Here is a 15,965-nt window from a genome sequence, read left to right as displayed (position 1 = left end):
GCACAGGGTGAAAGGGCCGCATCCCTGCCGCACCCCGCCCTGCCTCCATCGTCACCCGGCCCCACTCGCCGCGCTTCCGCCGTCACAGTCTGCCGTTCACAGAAGGAAGACCCCGAAGCCATGTCGTGGCTGTCCCGATTCAGCCTGGCACAACGTGCCCTGATAGGCCTGATATCCCTCATCGCGCTCGCGTTCGGCGCGATCGCCATCCCGCAGCTGAAGCAACAGCTCCTGCCCACCATCGAACTGCCGATGGTCTCGATCATCGCCCCCTACCAGGGCGCCTCCCCGGACGTCGTCGAGAAGCAGGTCGTCGAGCCGATCGAGGACCGCCTCGACGCCGTCGACGGCATCACCGGCGTCACCTCCAAGGCCGGCGAGGGCAACGCCGTGATCATGGCGTCCTTCGACTACGGCAACGACACCAAGCGGATCGTCGCCGACGTCCAGCAGGCCGTGAACCGCGCCCGCGTCCAGCTCCCGGACGCCGTCGACCCGCAGGTCGTCGCCGGTTCCACCGACGACATGCCGACCGTCGTCCTCGCCGTCACCTCCGGCAAGGACCAGCAGGCGCTCGCCGACCAGCTCGACAAGACGGTCGTACCGGCGCTGAAGGACATCGACGGCGTCGGCCAGGTCACCGTCAGCGGCGTGCGCGACCTCCAGGTCGCCGTCACCCCGGACGACGCGAAGCTGGCCGCGGCGGGTCTGACCGCGCAGTCCCTCGCCCAGGCCCTCCAGGCGGGCGGCGTCACCGTGCCGGCCGGCGCCTTCGACGAGGGCGGCCACAACCGCACCGTCCAGGTCGGCGGCGGCTTCACCTCCCTGGAGCAGATCCAGAACCTCACCATCCCCGCCCGGGACGGCCACAAGCCGGCCCGCCTCGGCGACGTGGCGACGGTGAGGCAGCAGCAGGCCCCGGCGGACTCCATCACCCGCACCGACGGCAAGCCCAGCCTCGCCGTGATGGTCACCATGGACCACGACGGCAGCGCGGTGGCGATCTCCGACGCCGTCGGCGACAAGCTTCCCGCCCTGCGCAAGGACCTCGGCAAGGACGCGACGATCACCGTCGTCAGCGACCAGGGCCCGGCCGTGTCCAAGTCCATCTCCGGCCTGACCACCGAGGGCGCGCTCGGCCTGCTCTTCGCGGTCCTCGTCATCCTGCTCTTCCTGGCGTCGATCCGCTCCACCCTGGTCACGGCCGTCAGCATCCCGCTCTCGGTCGTCCTGGCCCTGATCGTGCTGTGGACGCGCGACCTGTCCCTGAACATGCTCACCCTGGGCGCGCTGACCATCGCCATCGGCCGGGTCGTCGACGACTCGATCGTGGTCCTGGAGAACATCAAGCGCCACCTCGGCTACGGCGAGGAGCGCCGGTCCGCGATCCTGGACGCGGTGCGCGAGGTCGCGGGCGCGGTCACCTCCTCCACGCTCACCACGGTCGCCGTGTTCCTGCCGATCGGTCTGGTCGGCGGCATGGTGGGCGCCCTGTTCGGCTCGTTCAGCATCACGGTGACGGCGGCCCTGCTGGCCTCGCTGGTCGTCTCGCTGACGGTCGTACCGGTCCTGTCGTTCTGGTTCCTGCGCGCCCCGAAGGGCACCCCGGCGGACGCCGAGGAGGCCCGCCGCAGGGCCGAGGAGAAGGAGGCGAACAGCCGCCTCCAGCGCTTCTACGTCCCCGTCCTGCGCTTCGCCACCCGCCGCCGGCTCACCAGCGTGGCCATCGCCGTCGTCGTCCTCGTCGCCACCTTCGCCATGGCGCCGCTGCTGAAGACGAACTTCTTCGACTCCGGCGACCAGAAGGTCCTGACCCTCAAGCAGAAGCTGCAGCCGGGCACCAGCCTGGCCGCGACCGACGCGCAGGCGAAGAAGGTCGAGCACCTGCTCGCCTCCACCGCGGGAGTGAAGGACTACCAGGTCACCATCGGCTCCTCCGGCTTCATGGCGGCCTTCGGCGGCGGCACCGACAGCAACCAGGCCTCCTACCAGGTCATGCTGGAGGACTCCGCGAAGTACGACGACGTGCAGAACCGCGTCGAGGCCGGCCTGAAGAAGCTCGACGGCATCGGCTCGACCACCGTCTCCGCCGGTGACGGCTTCGGCAGCCAGGACCTCAGCGTGGTCGTGAAGGCCGCCGACGCCGGTGCGCTGCGCAGCGCCGCGGAGCAGGTCCGCAAGGCGGTGGCCTCGCTGGACGACGTCACCGACGTCACCAGCGACCTCTCGCAGAGCGTGCCGCGCATCTCGGTGAAGGCGAACGCCAAGGCGGCCGCGGCCGGCTTCGACGACCAGACGCTGGGCGCCGCGGTCGGGCAGGCCGTGCGCGGCACCCCAGCGGCCAAGGCGATCCTGGACGACACCGAGCGCGACGTCGTCATCACGTCCGCCAAGCCCGCGAAGACCCTCGACGAACTGCGCAACCTGCGCCTCGGCCCGGTGAGGCTCGGTGACATCGCCGAGGTGAAGCTGGTGGACGGGCCCGTCTCCATGACGCGGATCGACGGGCAGCGCGCGGCGACCATCACCGCCAAGCCGACCGCCGACAACACCGGCGCGGTCAGCGCGGACCTCCAGTCGAAGATCAAGGCGCTGAAGCTCCCGGCGGGCGCGAGCGCCGAGATCGGCGGTGTGACGCAGGACCAGGGCGACGCGTTCAAGAACCTCGGCCTGGCCATGCTCGCGGCGATCGCGATCGTCTTCATGCTCCTCGTGGCGACCTTCCGTTCGCTGGCCCAGCCGCTGATCCTGCTGGTGTCCATCCCGTTCGCGGCGACGGGCGCGCTCGGCCTGCTGGTCGCCACCGGCACCCCGATGGGCGTCCCCGCGATGATCGGCATGCTGATGCTGATCGGCATCGTGGTGACGAACGCGATCGTGCTGATCGACCTGATCAACCAGTACCGCGCTCAGGGTTACGGCGTGGTGGAGGCCGTGGTCGAGGGCGGCCGCCACCGTCTGCGCCCGATCCTGATGACGGCGCTGGCGACGATCTTCGCCCTGCTCCCGATGGCGCTCGGCGTCACCGGCGAGGGCGGCTTCATCGCCCAGCCGCTCGCCGTGGTCGTCATCGGCGGCCTGATCACCTCCACCCTGCTGACCCTGCTCCTGGTCCCGACGCTCTACGCGATGCTGGAGCTCCGCAAGGAGCGCCGGGCGAGGAAGCGCGCGGCCAGGCGCGAGGGGAAGGCGAAGCCGGAGGCCTCGGAGGAACCGCAGCCGGCCCGGGTGTGACGACCGGTCCGAGCGCATGACGAAGGGGCCGCACCGACTCGGTGCGGCCCCTTTCGCGCGCCGTGATGCCGCCGGAGGTTACGGCAGCGCCAGCATCCGCTCCAGCGCCAGCTTCGCGAACGCCTCGGTCTCCGGGTCGACCTCGATGCGGTTGACGAGCTTGCCGTCGGCGAGGGACTCCAGGGCCCACACGAGGTGGGGCAGGTCGATGCGGTTCATCGTGGAGCAGAAGCAGACCGTCTTGTCGAGGAAGACGATCTCCTTGCCCTCGGGAGCGAAACGGTTCGCCAGGCGGCGGACCAGGTTCAGCTCCGTACCGATGGCCCACTTGGAGCCGGCCGGGGCCGCCTCCAGCGCCTTGATGATGTACTCGGTCGAGCCGACGTAGTCCGCGGCGGCGACGACCTCGTGCCGGCACTCGGGGTGGACGAGCACGTTCACGCCGGGGATGCGCTCGCGCACGTCGTTGACCGAGTCCAGGCTGAACCGGCCGTGCACCGAGCAGTGGCCCCGCCACAGGATCATCTTCGCCGCGCGCAGCTCGTCGGCGGTCAGCCCGCCGTTCGGCTTGTGCGGGTTGTAGAGCACGCAGTCGTCCAGCGACATGCCCATGTCCCGCACCGCGGTGTTGCGGCCCAGGTGCTGGTCGGGCAGGAAGAGCACCTTTTCGCCCTGCTGGAAGGCCCACTCCAGGGCCCGCTGCGCGTTCGACGAGGTGCAGATCGTGCCGCCGTGCCTGCCGGTGAAGGCCTTGATGTCGGCGGAGGAGTTCATGTACGAGACGGGCACCACCTGTTCGGCGATCCCGGCCTCGGACAGGACGTCCCAGCACTCGGCCACCTGCTCGGCCGTCGCCATGTCGGCCATCGAGCAGCCGGCGGCGAGGTCGGGCAGGACCACCTTCTGGTCGTCGGACGTCAGGATGTCCGCGGACTCCGCCATGAAGTGCACACCGCAGAAGACGATGTACTCGGCCTCGGGACGGGCGGCGGCGTCGCGGGCCAGCTTGAAGGAGTCGCCCGTGACATCCGCGAACTGGATCACCTCGTCACGCTGGTAGTGGTGACCGAGCACGAAGACCTTGTCGCCGAGCCGGGCCTTGGCGGCACGGGCCCGTTCGACCAGGTCGGGGTCGGAGGGCGACGGCAGGTCGCCGGGGCACTCGACGCCCCGCTCGCTCTTCGGGTCGGCCTCGCGGCCGAGCAGCAGCAGGGCGAGGGGAGTCGGCTGCACGTCGAGCTCCGGGGTCTGGGCGGTGGTCACGACACGCACCCTTTCTACTTTTCGTCGAACTGACGCTATATATCATAACGGCTTCATGTCAGTTTGACGATGGCCATCGTGTCGATGTGACGTGAATCCCCTTGCCCGAGCGGCCTCTCCCGCGCCGGGCCGCTGTGCGTCCACCGGCGCGTGTGCGAGCATGAAAAAGAGCCGAGGACGAAAGCACCGGGTCCACCCGGAATGAATCCGCGGCCCTGCCGGTTGCATACGTCGGCAAGCAGTCTCCGTACAACCCGGGAGAGATGTAGATGTCCGTATCGGACGAGACCAGCACCGTGACCGACGGCATCGTCCTGACCGACGCCGCCGCGTCCAAGGTCAAGGCCCTGCTCGACCAGGAAGGCCGCGACGACCTCGCGCTGCGTGTCGCCGTCCAGCCCGGCGGCTGCTCCGGCCTGCGCTACCAGCTCTTCTTCGACGAGCGGTCCCTCGACGGCGACGTGTTGAAGGACTTCGGCGGGGTCAAGGTCGTCACCGACCGGATGAGCGCTCCGTACCTCGGCGGCGCCACCATCGACTTCGTCGACACCATCGAGAAGCAGGGCTTCACGATCGACAACCCGAACGCCACCGGCTCCTGCGCCTGCGGTGACTCCTTCAGCTGAGCCGCGCCCGCACAGCTGACACAGCGAAAGGCGGCGACCCCCTGCCCGGGGGTCGCCGCCTTCCGTGTACCGCCTTCCGTGTACCGGTGTCCGGCTACCGCGGGTCGGCCGGCAGCCGCGCCCCCGGCTTCTGCAGCGGAATGCCCCGGCCGTCCGGCCCGACCACCCTGCGGTCGCCCAGCGGCTCCTTCAGCTGCACCGTGCGGTGGTAGAACTTCGCGATCATGGGGCAGATCTTTTCCTTCCCCGGATGCGCGGTCACCGTCACCGTGACCCGGTCGGCGCTCTCCGAAGCCGTCACGTCGTACGACGCGCACACCCCGCCCGTGAACGTCACGGTCAGCTCCCTGCCCTCGGCCGTGTAGCTGTCCGCCTGCACGCCGTGCGGCGCCGGCGCCGAGCCGTGGCCGGGCCCCGTCGGCCGGGGGCTGGGCCGCCCGGTCGGCTCACCGGGCGGCGCCGAGGGCGGCGTCGACGGCCGGGCCGAGGTCAGGTACTTCGGGTCGAGCGCCGGATACGTCACCGTGAAGTCGTCCTTGGCGCCCGGCGGCCGTACCTCGAACAGCCATGACGGGACCAGCACCTGCCGCCCGGCGGAGTAGTGCGTGGCCAGCCCGAACACCGCCTTCCGTACGGTGATCACCTGGCGCTGCCCGTCGCCCGGGGACCGGCCGCAGGGTGACTCCAGCCGGTCCTTCAGCGGCACCGGGCTGGCGCAGCCGCCGATGCCCATCCGGTGCTCGGTGCTCGTCCCCGGCGCCGCGTTCATCAGCGCCAGCGTCCGCTCAGCGCTCAGCACGGGATACGTGTCGGCCTTGACCGGCGTCCGCAGCATCCCGCTGCCGCCGGCCACCTGCCCGTGCGCGTCGACGATCACCCCCGTCGTCCAGCCGTAGGTGGGCAGCCCGCCGATCTCCGGGTCGGCGTTCACCACCCGGCGGGCGCCCATCACCTGGCTCGCGTCCAGCTTCGCGTCGTCCTGGCCCACCGCTTTCAGCACGGGCGCGGCCGCCTTCTCGGCCGCCGCCACGCTCACCGGCTCCCCGGGGGGATCGGCCGGGGACGGGGCGCACACCTCGCCCTTGCAGTTGTCGGTGCCCGGCGCGAACCGGGCGAACGTCCACGTCCCCGGCGCCTGCCGGTTCACCTGCAGCATCGGCCCGGCGCCGTCCTTGCCGGTGCCGATCCGCCAGGTCTGGCCCTCGGCCACCGGCGCCCCCTCGACACCGAGCGCCTTCGCCAGCCGGGCCACGTCCTCGCGGGACACCTCGCCCCTCGCCCGGTACGCCGGCGCCGAGTCGGGCCCCGCCGGCAGCTTGCCGCCGGCCCGGTAGGTCACGCCGTACGGGTTCGGCTCGCCGGGCGCGATCCCGTTCGTCCCGCCGGGAGCCGGGGAGCCCGAACCCGTCCCGGCCGCGTAGTCGTCGAGCGCCAGGGGCGTCGGCGAGCCGTTCTCGCCGGACGCGCCGCCCCCCTGCGAGTCGCCTGCGGCGTGCGCCGCCATGTACGCCCCGCCGCCCCCGACCAGCAGCACGGCGGCCGCCACAGAGGCCACGGCCAGCGGAGAGCGCCGCCGCGCGGCGCCCCGCTCACCGGCGGTCCCGTGCTCCTCGGGCCCGCTCGGCGCGTCGTCGTTGTCGGGTCGCTCGGTGTTCACCGCATCGCTCCTTCGGCTGCACAGCTGTCCCTCAACCCTGACCAGGCCCTGTCAAAGCGGCCTGCTTCGGGGTCGTACCGCCCGTCCCCTTCCTGGGGGACAGCGATGGGACGCAGCGGGGGAGCGTACGGTTCCCCTTCGTCCGCCGAACCGGTGGCGCCGTACGCCGAACCGGTGGCGCCGTACGCCGAACCGGTGGCGCCCTACGCCGAACCGGTGGCGGGCCCGCGCGCTGTCAGTCGCCGTAGTCGGACATCGCCTCCAGCAGCCGGGCGGAGGTGTCCGGAACCCGCACGCCGTGGATGTGCGAGGGCGGCACGGGATGGGACGCGGCCCGCTCGGGAGCCGCCCAGTGCGGTGCCATCCGGGCGCTGTCGCCGATCAGCGAGGCCAGGCCGCCCTCCGGGTCGGCGGGCGCGGTCCGGGGGGACTCGAGGTTCGTCATAGCGGAACCGTAGGCACCGGCCGGCCCGCCGGGAAAGATCTACTATCGGGTAGTTTCGTCCGCTGCGCAGCCGGCCCCCGAGCGGGTAGCGTGAACTGTCATTCCCCCTCCACACAGGAGCGTCCACGCCGTGCGCATCGCAGTCACCGGCTCCATCGCCACCGACCACCTCATGACCTTCCCCGGCCGCTTCGCCGACCAGTTGGTCGCGGACCAGCTGCACACGGTCTCCCTCTCCTTCCTGGTCGACCAGCTGGACGTACGGCGCGGCGGGGTCGGCGCGAACATCGCCTTCGGCATGGGCCAGCTCGGCACCCGGCCCGTCCTCGTCGGCGCCGCCGGGGCCGACTTCGACGAGTACCGCGCCTGGCTGGACCGGCACGGCGTCGACACCGACTCCGTCCGCATCTCCGAGACCCTGCACACCGCCCGCTTCGTGTGCACCACCGACGCCGACCACAACCAGATCGGCTCCTTCTACACCGGCGCCATGAGCGAGGCCCGCCTCATCGAGCTGAAGACCGTCGCCGACCGCGTCGGCGGCCTCGACCTGGTCCTCATCGGCGCCGACGACCCCGAGGGAATGCTGCGCCACACGGAGGAGTGCCGCTCCCGCGCGATCCCCTTCGCGGCCGACTTCTCCCAGCAGATCGCCCGGATGAGCGGCGACGAGATCCGGATACTGCTGGACGGCGCGACGTACCTGTTCTCCAACGAGTACGAGAAGGGCCTCATCGAGAGCAAGACCGGCTGGAGCGACGAGGAGATCCTCTCCCGGGTCGGCCACCGCGTGACCACGCTCGGCGCGCGCGGCGTGCGCATCGAGAAGGCCGGCGAGGACGCGATCGAGGTCGGCTGCCCCGACGAGGAGCGCAAGGCCGACCCGACCGGTGTCGGCGACGCGTTCCGCGCCGGGTTCCTGTCGGGCCTGGTGTGGGGCGTGTCCCTGGAGCGGGCGGCGCAGGTGGGCTGCATGCTGGCGACCCTCGTCATCGAGACGGTCGGCACGCAGGAGTACCAGCTGCGGCGCGGGCACTTCATGGAGCGGTTCACCAAGGCGTACGGCGACGAGGCGGCGGCGGAGGTCAAGAAGCACCTGGGATGACCTGGGCGGGCGGCTGCTCGTCTGCCCAGTTCGCGTCGTCGCCGACTGTGGGTCCGCGGGGGCTGGTCGCGCCGTTCCCCGCGCCCCTTCGGGGGCCGCGCCCCCGGACCCCCTTCAGGTCACCCGGCGCACCAGATATGCCGTCCCCTTGTGCGCTGCCTCCTCTCCCAGGTACTCCTGCTCCCGCATCTCGCACCACGCCGGGATGTCCAGGCGGGCCGCCTCGTCGTCCGACAGGACGCGGACCGTGCCGCCCACCGGCACCGTGCCGATGACCTTGGCCAGCTCGATCACCGGGAGGGGGCAGCGCTTGCCGAGGGCGTCCACGACCCGTTCGTCCCCGCTCACCACGGCCGCGGCCGGCGGCGCCCCGAGCTGTTCCCGTACGCCCGCCACCGCCTGGGGCAGCACCCGAAGGAACCGCTCGACGTCCTCCTCGGGAGTGCCCGGCGGCAGCGACACGCGGACGTTGCCCTCGCTCAGCACGCCCATCGCCTTCAGGACATGGCTCGGCGTCAGCGTGCTCGACGTACAGGACGAACCGGACGAGACGGAGAAACCCTCCCGGTCCAGGGCGTGCAGCAGCGCCTCACCGTCGACATAGAGACAGGAGAAGGTGACGATGTGCGGCAGCCGCCGCTCCGCGGCGCCGACCACCTCCACGTCCGGCACCAGCCGCGGCACCGCCGCCCGGATCCGCCGCGTCAGCTCCCGCAGCCGTACCGCCTCCTGGGCCGCCTCGGCGCGCACGGCCCGCAGGGAGGCCGCCGCCGCCACGACCGCCGGGATGTTCTCGAAGCCGGCCGCCCGCCCCGACTCCCGCTCGTCCACCGGTCCTTGCGCCGCGAACCGCACGCCCTTGCGCACGGCGAGCAGCCCGACCCCGGACGGCCCGCCCCACTTGTGCGCGCTCGCCGCCAGCAGCGACCAGTCACCCTCGACGGGCCCCCACGCCAGCGACTGGGCCGCGTCCACCAGCAACGGCACGCCGGCCGCCCGGCACGCCCCCGCCACCTCCGCGAGCGGCTGCACGGTCCCCACCTCGTGGTTGGCCGCCTGCAGACAGGCCAGCGCGGTGTCCTCCCGCAGGGCCGCGGCGTACGCCGAAGGGTCCACCCGGCCGCCCCGGTCCACGGGCACCTCGGTCACCGTGCCCCCGTCCGCCCGGTGCCTCTCGGCCGAATGGAGGACAGAGGAGTGTTCGACGGCGGACACGATCAGGTGACGTCCGACGCGCCGCCGCCCGGCCAGCGTTCCCGCGACACCCGTGTGGACGGCCCGCGTCCCCGACGAGGTGAACACCAGCTCATCGGCCCGGCACCCCACGACCTCGGCAGCCGCCTCCCGCGAGGCGTCCAGCAGCATCCGCGCCTTGCGTCCCTCCCGGTACAGCCGAGCAGGATCAGCCCACCCCTCATCCAAAGAGGCCAACAGCGCCTGACGAGCAACGGGATGAAGAGGGACAGCGGAAGCCGCGTCAAAGTAGCCCATACGTCAACGTTAAAACCCCGGCGGAACAGCCCACTCCAGGGGCGCGGGACTGTGCGCATGGCGGCTCCGCCGCGGGGCGCGACAAGCCGCGACGAGACCCGCAGCCGCCAAACCAGCGAACCACCCCCTTCACTAGGCCCCCCTCCCCGCGAACCCTCGGAGAGCGTCGGCTAGGGTTTGGTCCGCATAAACATCCAAACCCCTGCCCGACGCAGGGCGGCGACCGACCAGCGAGAAGGCCGCAGCCGAACAGCGCGGGCGAGACTCTCGGGAAGGCGCTACGTGAGTCCCAACGGCTCCGACCGCTCGCCGCGGCGCCCGATGCGGCGGAAGCTGCTGCAGGCACTGACCGCGGGCCTGGTCCTGGCGACCGCAACCGGTTGCACATACAAGGACTTCCCCCGCCTTGGTATGCCCACCCCGACCACGGAAGAGGCTCCGCGGATCCTCTCCCTGTGGCAGGGCTCCTGGGCTGCCGCGCTCGCCGTTGGCGTGCTGGTGTGGGGTCTGATTCTGTGGAGTGCGTTCTTCCACCGGCGCAGCCGGACCAAGATCGAGGTTCCTCCGCAGACCCGGTACAACCTCCCCATCGAGGCCCTGTACACGGTCGTTCCGATCCTCATCGTCTCGGTGCTGTTCTACTTCACGGCCCGTGACGAGTCGAAGCTGCTCAGCCTCGACAAGAAGCCCGACGTCACGGTCAACGTGGTCGGCTTCCAGTGGAGCTGGTGCTTCAACTACATCGAGAGCGTCAGCGGTTCCTCCGGTGACGCGAAGACCGCCCCGGAACTGAACGCGATTCCGGAGCGGTTCACCAAGGCGTTCCCGGCCAACGCCGGCGGCGTCTACGACTGCGGCACCCCGGCGACCCGGAACCCGCAGACCAACAACCCGGGCCCGACGCTGTGGCTCCCCAAGGGCAAGACGGTCCGGTTCGTCCTCACCTCGCGTGACGTCATCCACTCGTTCTGGGTGGTGCCGTTCCTGATGAAGCAGGACGTGATCCCGGGCCACACCAACGCGTTCCAGGTGACCCCCAACGCGGAGGGCACCTTCCGGGGCAAGTGCGCCGAGCTCTGCGGCGTCGACCACTCCCGGATGCTGTTCAACGTGAAGGTCGTCTCTCCCGAGCGCTACGAGCAGCACCTGAAGGACCTCGTCAAGAAGGGGCAGACCGGTTACGTTCCCGCCGGCATCGCGCAGACGGGGCATGAGAAGAACCGGGAGTCGAACGTCCTGTGAGCATCGTCAACGAACCCCAGGGTGCCTCGGCGGCCGACAAGCCGTATTACGAGGACGAGCTGCCGGTGCGGCGCAAGCAGCCCGGCAACGTCGTGGTCAAGTGGCTCACCACCACCGACCACAAGACCATCGGAACGCTGTACCTGGTCACGTCGTTCGCGTTCTTCTGCATCGGTGGCGTCATGGCTCTGCTCATGCGCGCCGAGCTGGCCCGTCCGGGTCTGCAGATCATGTCGAACGAGCAGTTCAACCAGGCGTTCACGATGCACGGCACGATCATGCTGCTGATGTTCGCGACGCCGCTGTTCGCGGGCTTCGCCAACTGGATCATGCCGCTGCAGATCGGTGCCCCCGACGTCGCCTTCCCGCGGCTGAACATGTTCGCCTACTGGCTGTACCTGTTCGGCTCGACGATCGCCGTGGGTGGCTTCCTCACCCCGCAGGGTGCGGCCGACTTCGGCTGGTTCGCCTACTCCCCGCTGTCGGACGCGGTCCGCTCGCCGGGCATCGGCGCCGACATGTGGATCATGGGTCTGGCCTTCTCCGGCTTCGGCACCATCCTCGGCTCGGTCAACTTCATCACCACGATCATCTGCATGCGCGCTCCGGGCATGACGATGTTCCGCATGCCGATCTTCGTGTGGAACGTGCTGCTGACCGGTGTCCTGGTCCTGCTGGCCTTCCCGGTCCTCGCGGCCGCGCTGTTCGCCCTGGAGGCGGACCGCAAGTTCGGCGCCCACGTGTTCGACGCCACCAACGGCGGCGCATTGCTGTGGCAACACCTCTTCTGGTTCTTCGGACACCCAGAGGTGTACATCATCGCCCTACCGTTCTTCGGCATCATCTCCGAAGTCATCCCGGTCTTCTCGCGTAAGCCGATGTTCGGCTACATGGGTCTGATCGCGGCCACCGTCGCGATCGCCGGCCTGTCCGTGACGGTGTGGGCGCACCACATGTACGTCACCGGCGGTGTGCTGCTGCCGTTCTTCTCCTTCATGACCTTCCTGATCGCCGTCCCGACCGGTGTGAAGTTCTTCAACTGGATCGGCACGATGTGGAAGGGCAGCCTGTCCTTCGAGACGCCGATGCTGTGGGCGACCGGCTTCCTGATCACCTTCACCTTCGGTGGTCTGACCGGTGTCATCCTGGCCGCGCCGCCGATGGACTTCCACGTGTCCGACTCGTACTTCGTGGTGGCGCACTTCCACTACGTCGTCTTCGGCACCGTCGTCTTCGCGATGTTCTCCGGCTTCCACTTCTGGTGGCCGAAGATGACCGGCAAGATGCTCGACGAGCGCCTCGGCAAGATCACCTTCTGGCTGCTGTTCGTCGGCTTCCACGGCACGTTCCTGGTCCAGCACTGGCTGGGCGCCGAGGGCATGCCGCGCCGTTACGCCGACTACCTGGCCGCGGACGGCTTCACCGCCCTGAACACGATCTCGACCATCGCGTCCTTCGTGCTCGGCCTGTCGATCCTGCCGTTCCTCTACAACGTGTGGAAGACGGCCAAGTACGGCAAGCCGGTCGGCGTCGACGACCCGTGGGGCTACGGCCGCTCCCTGGAGTGGGCCACCTCCTGCCCGCCGCCGCGCCACAACTTCCTCACCCTGCCGCGGATCCGCAGCGAATCCCCGGCGTTCGACCTGCACCACCCGGAGATCGCCGAGCTCGACCAGCTGGCGCACGCCGGCCACGGTGAGAAGGCCATCGCGGGCGGCAAGGAGGCCGGCAAGTGAAGATCCAGGGCAAGATGTTCATCTGGCTGGCCGTCTTCATCCTCGTCATGGCATGTGTCTATGGCGTGTGGTCGAAGGAGCCGGCCGGTACCACGGCGCTCTTCCTGGCCTTCGGCCTGTCCATCATGATCGGCTTCTACCTCGGCTTCACGGCCAAGCGGGTCGACACCGGTGCGCAGGACAACAAGGAGGCCGACGTCGCGGACGACGCGGGCGAGCTGGGCTTCTTCAGCCCGCACAGCTGGCAGCCGCTCGCCCTGGGCGTCGGCGGCGCGATCGCCTTCCTCGGTATCGCGGTCGGCTGGTGGCTGCTGTACTTCGCCGCCCCGATCATCCTCATCGGCATCTGGGGCTGGGTCTTCGAGTACTACCGCGGTGAGAGCCGCACCCAGTAACACGCGCTGAACACCGCTGAGCCCGGACACTCCTCACGGAGCGTCCGGGCTCACGCGTTCGCGGCGGTTCCCAAGGCCGTTCGCCGTAATCCCGTTCACTCGGGGGAGTGACACCGCGCGCCGCCATTGACGAAGCTTCCTAGCGTGAAGTCATGAGCACGCCTTCCCGCCCCCGCACAGCCGTCGGCTGCACGCTGCTGGTGATCGCCCTGAGCGCGGCCGCCACCGCCTGCGGCTCGGGCGGCAACCCGCTCGCCGGCCGCCCCTACGACGCGGCCGACCAGATCGCCTTCAACGGCCCCTCAGGGGACGGGAAGAAGGCCGACCCGGACAAGCCCCTGGAAGTCACCGCCGAGGACGACGACCGGATCACGGACGTCACCGCCATGGACGCCACAGGGCGCTTCGTGGCGGGCGAACTCTCCGCCGACGGCACCCGCTGGCACAGCACCGAGCCGCTGGCCGCAGGCGCCCACTACACGGTCCGGGTGAGCACCGAGGACGACGACGGCGCCCCCGGGCGCAAGGTCCTCACCTTCGACACCGGCAAGCCCACGTCGAAGAAGACACTCACGGTGAAGTTCGGCCCCAAGGCCGGCACCTACGGCGTCGGACAGCCCGTCACCGCCGAGCTGAGCCAGCCCATCAAGGACAAGAACCAGCGGGCCGTCGTCGAACGCGCCCTGAAGGTGACCTCCACCCCCGCGGTGCAGGGCTCCTGGTACTGGGTCGACGACAAGCAGCTCCACTACCGGCCCGAGGAGTACTGGCCCGCCCACGCCACCATCGAGGTGCGCAGCAACCTGGACGGCATCAAGGTCGGCGACCGCCTCTGGGGCGGCAAGTCCGCCCCCCTGAAGCTCTCCACCGGCGACCGGGTCATCGCCGTCACGGACGCCGCGGCGCACACGCTGACGTACTACAAGAACGGTGAGGAGGTCGAACAGTTCCCCGTCACCACCGGCAAGCCCGGCTTCGACACCCGTAACGGCGTCAAGGTCGTGCTCGGCAAGGAGTACTTCGTACGGATGCGCGGCACCACCATCGGCATCGCCGAGGGCAGCGCGGACTCCTACGACCTGCCGGTCTACTACGCCACCCGGGTCACCTGGAGCGGCGAGTACGTCCACGCCGCCCCCTGGTCCGTCGGCTCGCAGGGCTACGCCAACGTCTCCCACGGCTGCACCGGGATGTCCACCGCCAACGCCGAGTGGTTCTTCGACCACGTCCGCGAGGGCGACGTCGTTCAGGTCGTGAACTCGGGCGGCGAGACGATGGAACCCTTCGGCAACGGCTTCGGCGACTGGAACCTGGACTGGAAGAAATGGCGCACGGGCAGCGCCGTCACCGGCGCCAAGACCAACACGATCAGTCAGGAGCAGGCCCGGCTGAGCCCACAGAGCCTCTAGACCCACCCGGGCGGCAGCGGACCCAAGGGGCGCGGGGCTGCATCGACATGCGGCTCCGCCGCGTGGGCGCGCACGGCCCGCACCCGCGCAACCACCTCGCGCCCCGAACTCCTAGGCGCTCTGCAACCGCTCCTGCCGCAGCAAGGACGCCAACGCCGACGCGAACTCCACCGGTTCCACCGGCAGCGCCACCGCCGCATCCGCCCGGCTCCACGTCGCCAGCCAGGCGTCCTGCGGCCGTGCGATGAGCACCAGCACCGGCGGGCACTGGAAGATCTCGTCCTTGAGCTGCCGGCACATCCCCATGCCGCCCATCGGCACGGCCTCACCGTCCAGCACGCAGGCGTCGATGCCGCCCTTGTCCATCTCCCGCAGGACCGCCTCGGGCGTCGCGCACTCGATGAACTCCACCACCGGGGCGTCCGGCGCGGGCCGCCGTCCGGTCGCGAGCCGCACCTGCTCCCGCGTGTTGGAGTCGTCGCTGTAGACCAGCACCGTGGCGGTCGGCCGCATGGTTCCTCCGGGACGTCGGCGTCGTAGAGATCAAGCCCGTTGCGGCGGATGCTACTCCTTCGCGCGGCCCGTCAACACCGGTTGGAACACCTCTGCGATGGGCCATACGGGCAGTACACACATGGGGAACACTCCGAACGGCACCCCCCGGAGTGAGGGCGGGATAAGGGACCGACATAATGTCGGTCGTGGCGACAGCAACGACAGTAGATACCGGGCACGCGCACCCGTCGGTCAATCGGCCGAACCTCACCAGCGTCGGAACCATCATCTGGCTGAGTTCCGAGCTGATGTTCTTCGCGGCCCTCTTCGCGATGTACTTCACCCTGCGTTCGGTGACGGGTGCCGATCATTGGAAGGAGATGGCGCATGCCCTGAACGTGCCCTTCTCCGCGACGAACACCACGATCCTGGTGCTCTCCTCCCTCACCTGCCAGCTCGGCGTGTTCGCGGCCGAGCGCGGTGATGTGAAGAAGCTCCGGGGCTGGTTCATCGTCACCTTCATGATGGGTGCGATCTTCATCGGTGGTCAGATCTACGAGTACACCGACCTGGTGAAGAAGGACGGCATCTCGCTGTCCTCGGACCCGTACGGATCGGTGTTCTACCTGACCACCGGTTTCCACGGCCTGCACGTGACGGGTGGCCTCATCGCCTTCCTGCTGGTCCTCGGCCGTACCTACGCGGCCAAGAGGTTCACGCACGAGCAGGCGACCGCCGCCATCGTCGTGTCCTACTACTGGCACTTCGTCGATGTCGTCTGGATCGGCCTCTTCGCCACGATCTACCTGATCAAGTAGCCGGAGAAGATCCGCGCGCGTTCTCGCAACGCACACCCAGAAGCATCGA

The 15,965-nt window shown here is 69.9% G+C and carries 13 protein-coding genes; 8 read left to right on the top strand and 5 right to left on the bottom strand.

Annotated elements, in window-relative coordinates:
• Window positions 1-120 precede the first annotated feature (120 nt).
• The gene (locus AC0B9F_RS01520) at window positions 121-3,234 is read left to right on the top strand and encodes an efflux RND transporter permease subunit (protein WP_471998182.1); all 3,114 of its coding nucleotides are present in this window, start codon (window positions 121-123) and stop codon (window positions 3,232-3,234) included.
• Window positions 3,235-3,312: 78 nt separating this feature from the next.
• Here the strand turns inward: AC0B9F_RS01520 and nadA are convergent, their stop codons facing one another.
• A complete protein-coding gene (nadA, locus tag AC0B9F_RS01515; RefSeq protein WP_471998181.1) occupies window positions 3,313-4,497 on the bottom strand; it encodes a quinolinate synthase NadA in 1,185 nt (394 codons plus the stop codon).
• A 269-nt stretch (window positions 4,498-4,766) separates the two neighbouring features.
• Here nadA and AC0B9F_RS01510 point away from each other — a divergent pair, with 269 nt between their 5' ends.
• Window positions 4,767-5,123, top strand: coding sequence for a HesB/IscA family protein (locus AC0B9F_RS01510; protein ID WP_471998180.1), 357 nt, complete (start codon window positions 4,767-4,769; stop codon window positions 5,121-5,123).
• 94 nt (window positions 5,124-5,217) lie between these two features.
• Here the strand turns inward: AC0B9F_RS01510 and AC0B9F_RS01505 are convergent, their stop codons facing one another.
• Complete coding sequence (locus tag AC0B9F_RS01505; protein ID WP_471998179.1) at window positions 5,218-6,780, bottom strand: hypothetical protein; 1,563 nt, start codon at window positions 6,778-6,780, stop codon at window positions 5,218-5,220.
• 235 nt (window positions 6,781-7,015) lie between these two features.
• On the bottom strand, window positions 7,016-7,225 hold the full coding sequence (locus tag AC0B9F_RS01500) for a hypothetical protein (protein WP_471998178.1): 210 nt from the start codon (window positions 7,223-7,225) through the stop codon (window positions 7,016-7,018).
• A 130-nt stretch (window positions 7,226-7,355) separates the two neighbouring features.
• Here AC0B9F_RS01500 and AC0B9F_RS01495 point away from each other — a divergent pair, with 130 nt between their 5' ends.
• Window positions 7,356-8,330, top strand: coding sequence for a carbohydrate kinase family protein (locus AC0B9F_RS01495; protein ID WP_471998177.1), 975 nt, complete (start codon window positions 7,356-7,358; stop codon window positions 8,328-8,330).
• Between the two features lie 114 nt (window positions 8,331-8,444).
• On the opposite strand, the gene AC0B9F_RS01490 is transcribed toward AC0B9F_RS01495, so the two are convergent.
• Window positions 8,445-9,821, bottom strand: coding sequence for an aminotransferase class V-fold PLP-dependent enzyme (locus AC0B9F_RS01490; protein WP_471998176.1), 1,377 nt, complete (start codon window positions 9,819-9,821; stop codon window positions 8,445-8,447).
• 282 nt (window positions 9,822-10,103) lie between these two features.
• Between AC0B9F_RS01490 and ctaC the strand changes: the two genes are divergently transcribed.
• The 4 genes from ctaC to AC0B9F_RS01470 all read left to right on the top strand — a co-directional run bounded on the left by ctaC (window position 10,104) and on the right by AC0B9F_RS01470 (window position 14,603).
• Window positions 10,104-11,063 (top strand): aa3-type cytochrome oxidase subunit II, encoded by a 960-nt coding sequence (gene ctaC, locus AC0B9F_RS01485; RefSeq protein ID WP_471998175.1) that lies wholly within the window; start codon window positions 10,104-10,106, stop codon window positions 11,061-11,063.
• Entirely contained in the window at window positions 11,060-12,799 is a 1,740-nt protein-coding gene (gene ctaD, locus AC0B9F_RS01480) for an aa3-type cytochrome oxidase subunit I (RefSeq protein ID WP_471998174.1), read from the top strand. The genes ctaC and ctaD overlap by 4 nt, the downstream gene beginning before the upstream one ends.
• The gene (locus tag AC0B9F_RS01475; protein ID WP_471998173.1) at window positions 12,796-13,194 is read left to right on the top strand and encodes a cytochrome c oxidase subunit 4; all 399 of its coding nucleotides are present in this window, start codon (window positions 12,796-12,798) and stop codon (window positions 13,192-13,194) included. Before ctaD ends, AC0B9F_RS01475 begins: the two co-directional genes overlap by 4 nt.
• Before the next feature lie 152 nt (window positions 13,195-13,346).
• A complete protein-coding gene (locus AC0B9F_RS01470) occupies window positions 13,347-14,603 on the top strand; it encodes a L,D-transpeptidase (protein WP_471998172.1) in 1,257 nt (418 codons plus the stop codon).
• A 111-nt stretch (window positions 14,604-14,714) separates the two neighbouring features.
• Here the strand turns inward: AC0B9F_RS01470 and AC0B9F_RS01465 are convergent, their stop codons facing one another.
• On the bottom strand, window positions 14,715-15,116 hold the full coding sequence (locus AC0B9F_RS01465) for a response regulator (RefSeq protein ID WP_363267111.1): 402 nt from the start codon (window positions 15,114-15,116) through the stop codon (window positions 14,715-14,717).
• Between the two features lie 179 nt (window positions 15,117-15,295).
• On the opposite strand from AC0B9F_RS01465, the gene ctaE reads away from it, so the two are divergent.
• Window positions 15,296-15,916 (top strand): aa3-type cytochrome oxidase subunit III, encoded by a 621-nt coding sequence (gene ctaE, locus AC0B9F_RS01460; protein WP_471998171.1) that lies wholly within the window; start codon window positions 15,296-15,298, stop codon window positions 15,914-15,916.
• Window positions 15,917-15,965 lie beyond the last annotated feature (49 nt).

It is taken from the genome of Streptomyces sp. NPDC097129 (genome assembly GCF_055668065.1).
The sequence above is the reverse complement of the archived record's forward strand: the minus strand, read 5'-3'. Positions and strand labels throughout refer to the sequence as shown.

Bases quoted from the DNA above. Each gene is read 5' to 3' on its own strand.
- AC0B9F_RS01520 (WP_471998182.1), top strand. From the start codon at position 121: ATGTCGTGGCTGTCCCGATTCAGCCTGGCACAACGTGCCCTGATAGGC.
- AC0B9F_RS01510 (WP_471998180.1), top strand. From the start codon at position 4,767: ATGTCCGTATCGGACGAGACCAGCACCGTGACCGACGGCATCGTCCTG.
- AC0B9F_RS01500 (WP_471998178.1), bottom strand. From the start codon at position 7,225: ATGACGAACCTCGAGTCCCCCCGGACCGCGCCCGCCGACCCGGAGGGC.
- AC0B9F_RS01490 (WP_471998176.1), bottom strand. From the start codon at position 9,821: ATGGGCTACTTTGACGCGGCTTCCGCTGTCCCTCTTCATCCCGTTGCT.
- AC0B9F_RS01470 (WP_471998172.1), top strand. From the start codon at position 13,347: ATGAGCACGCCTTCCCGCCCCCGCACAGCCGTCGGCTGCACGCTGCTG.
- AC0B9F_RS01465 (WP_363267111.1), bottom strand. From the start codon at position 15,116: ATGCGGCCGACCGCCACGGTGCTGGTCTACAGCGACGACTCCAACACG.
- ctaE (WP_471998171.1), top strand. From the start codon at position 15,296: ATGTCGGTCGTGGCGACAGCAACGACAGTAGATACCGGGCACGCGCAC.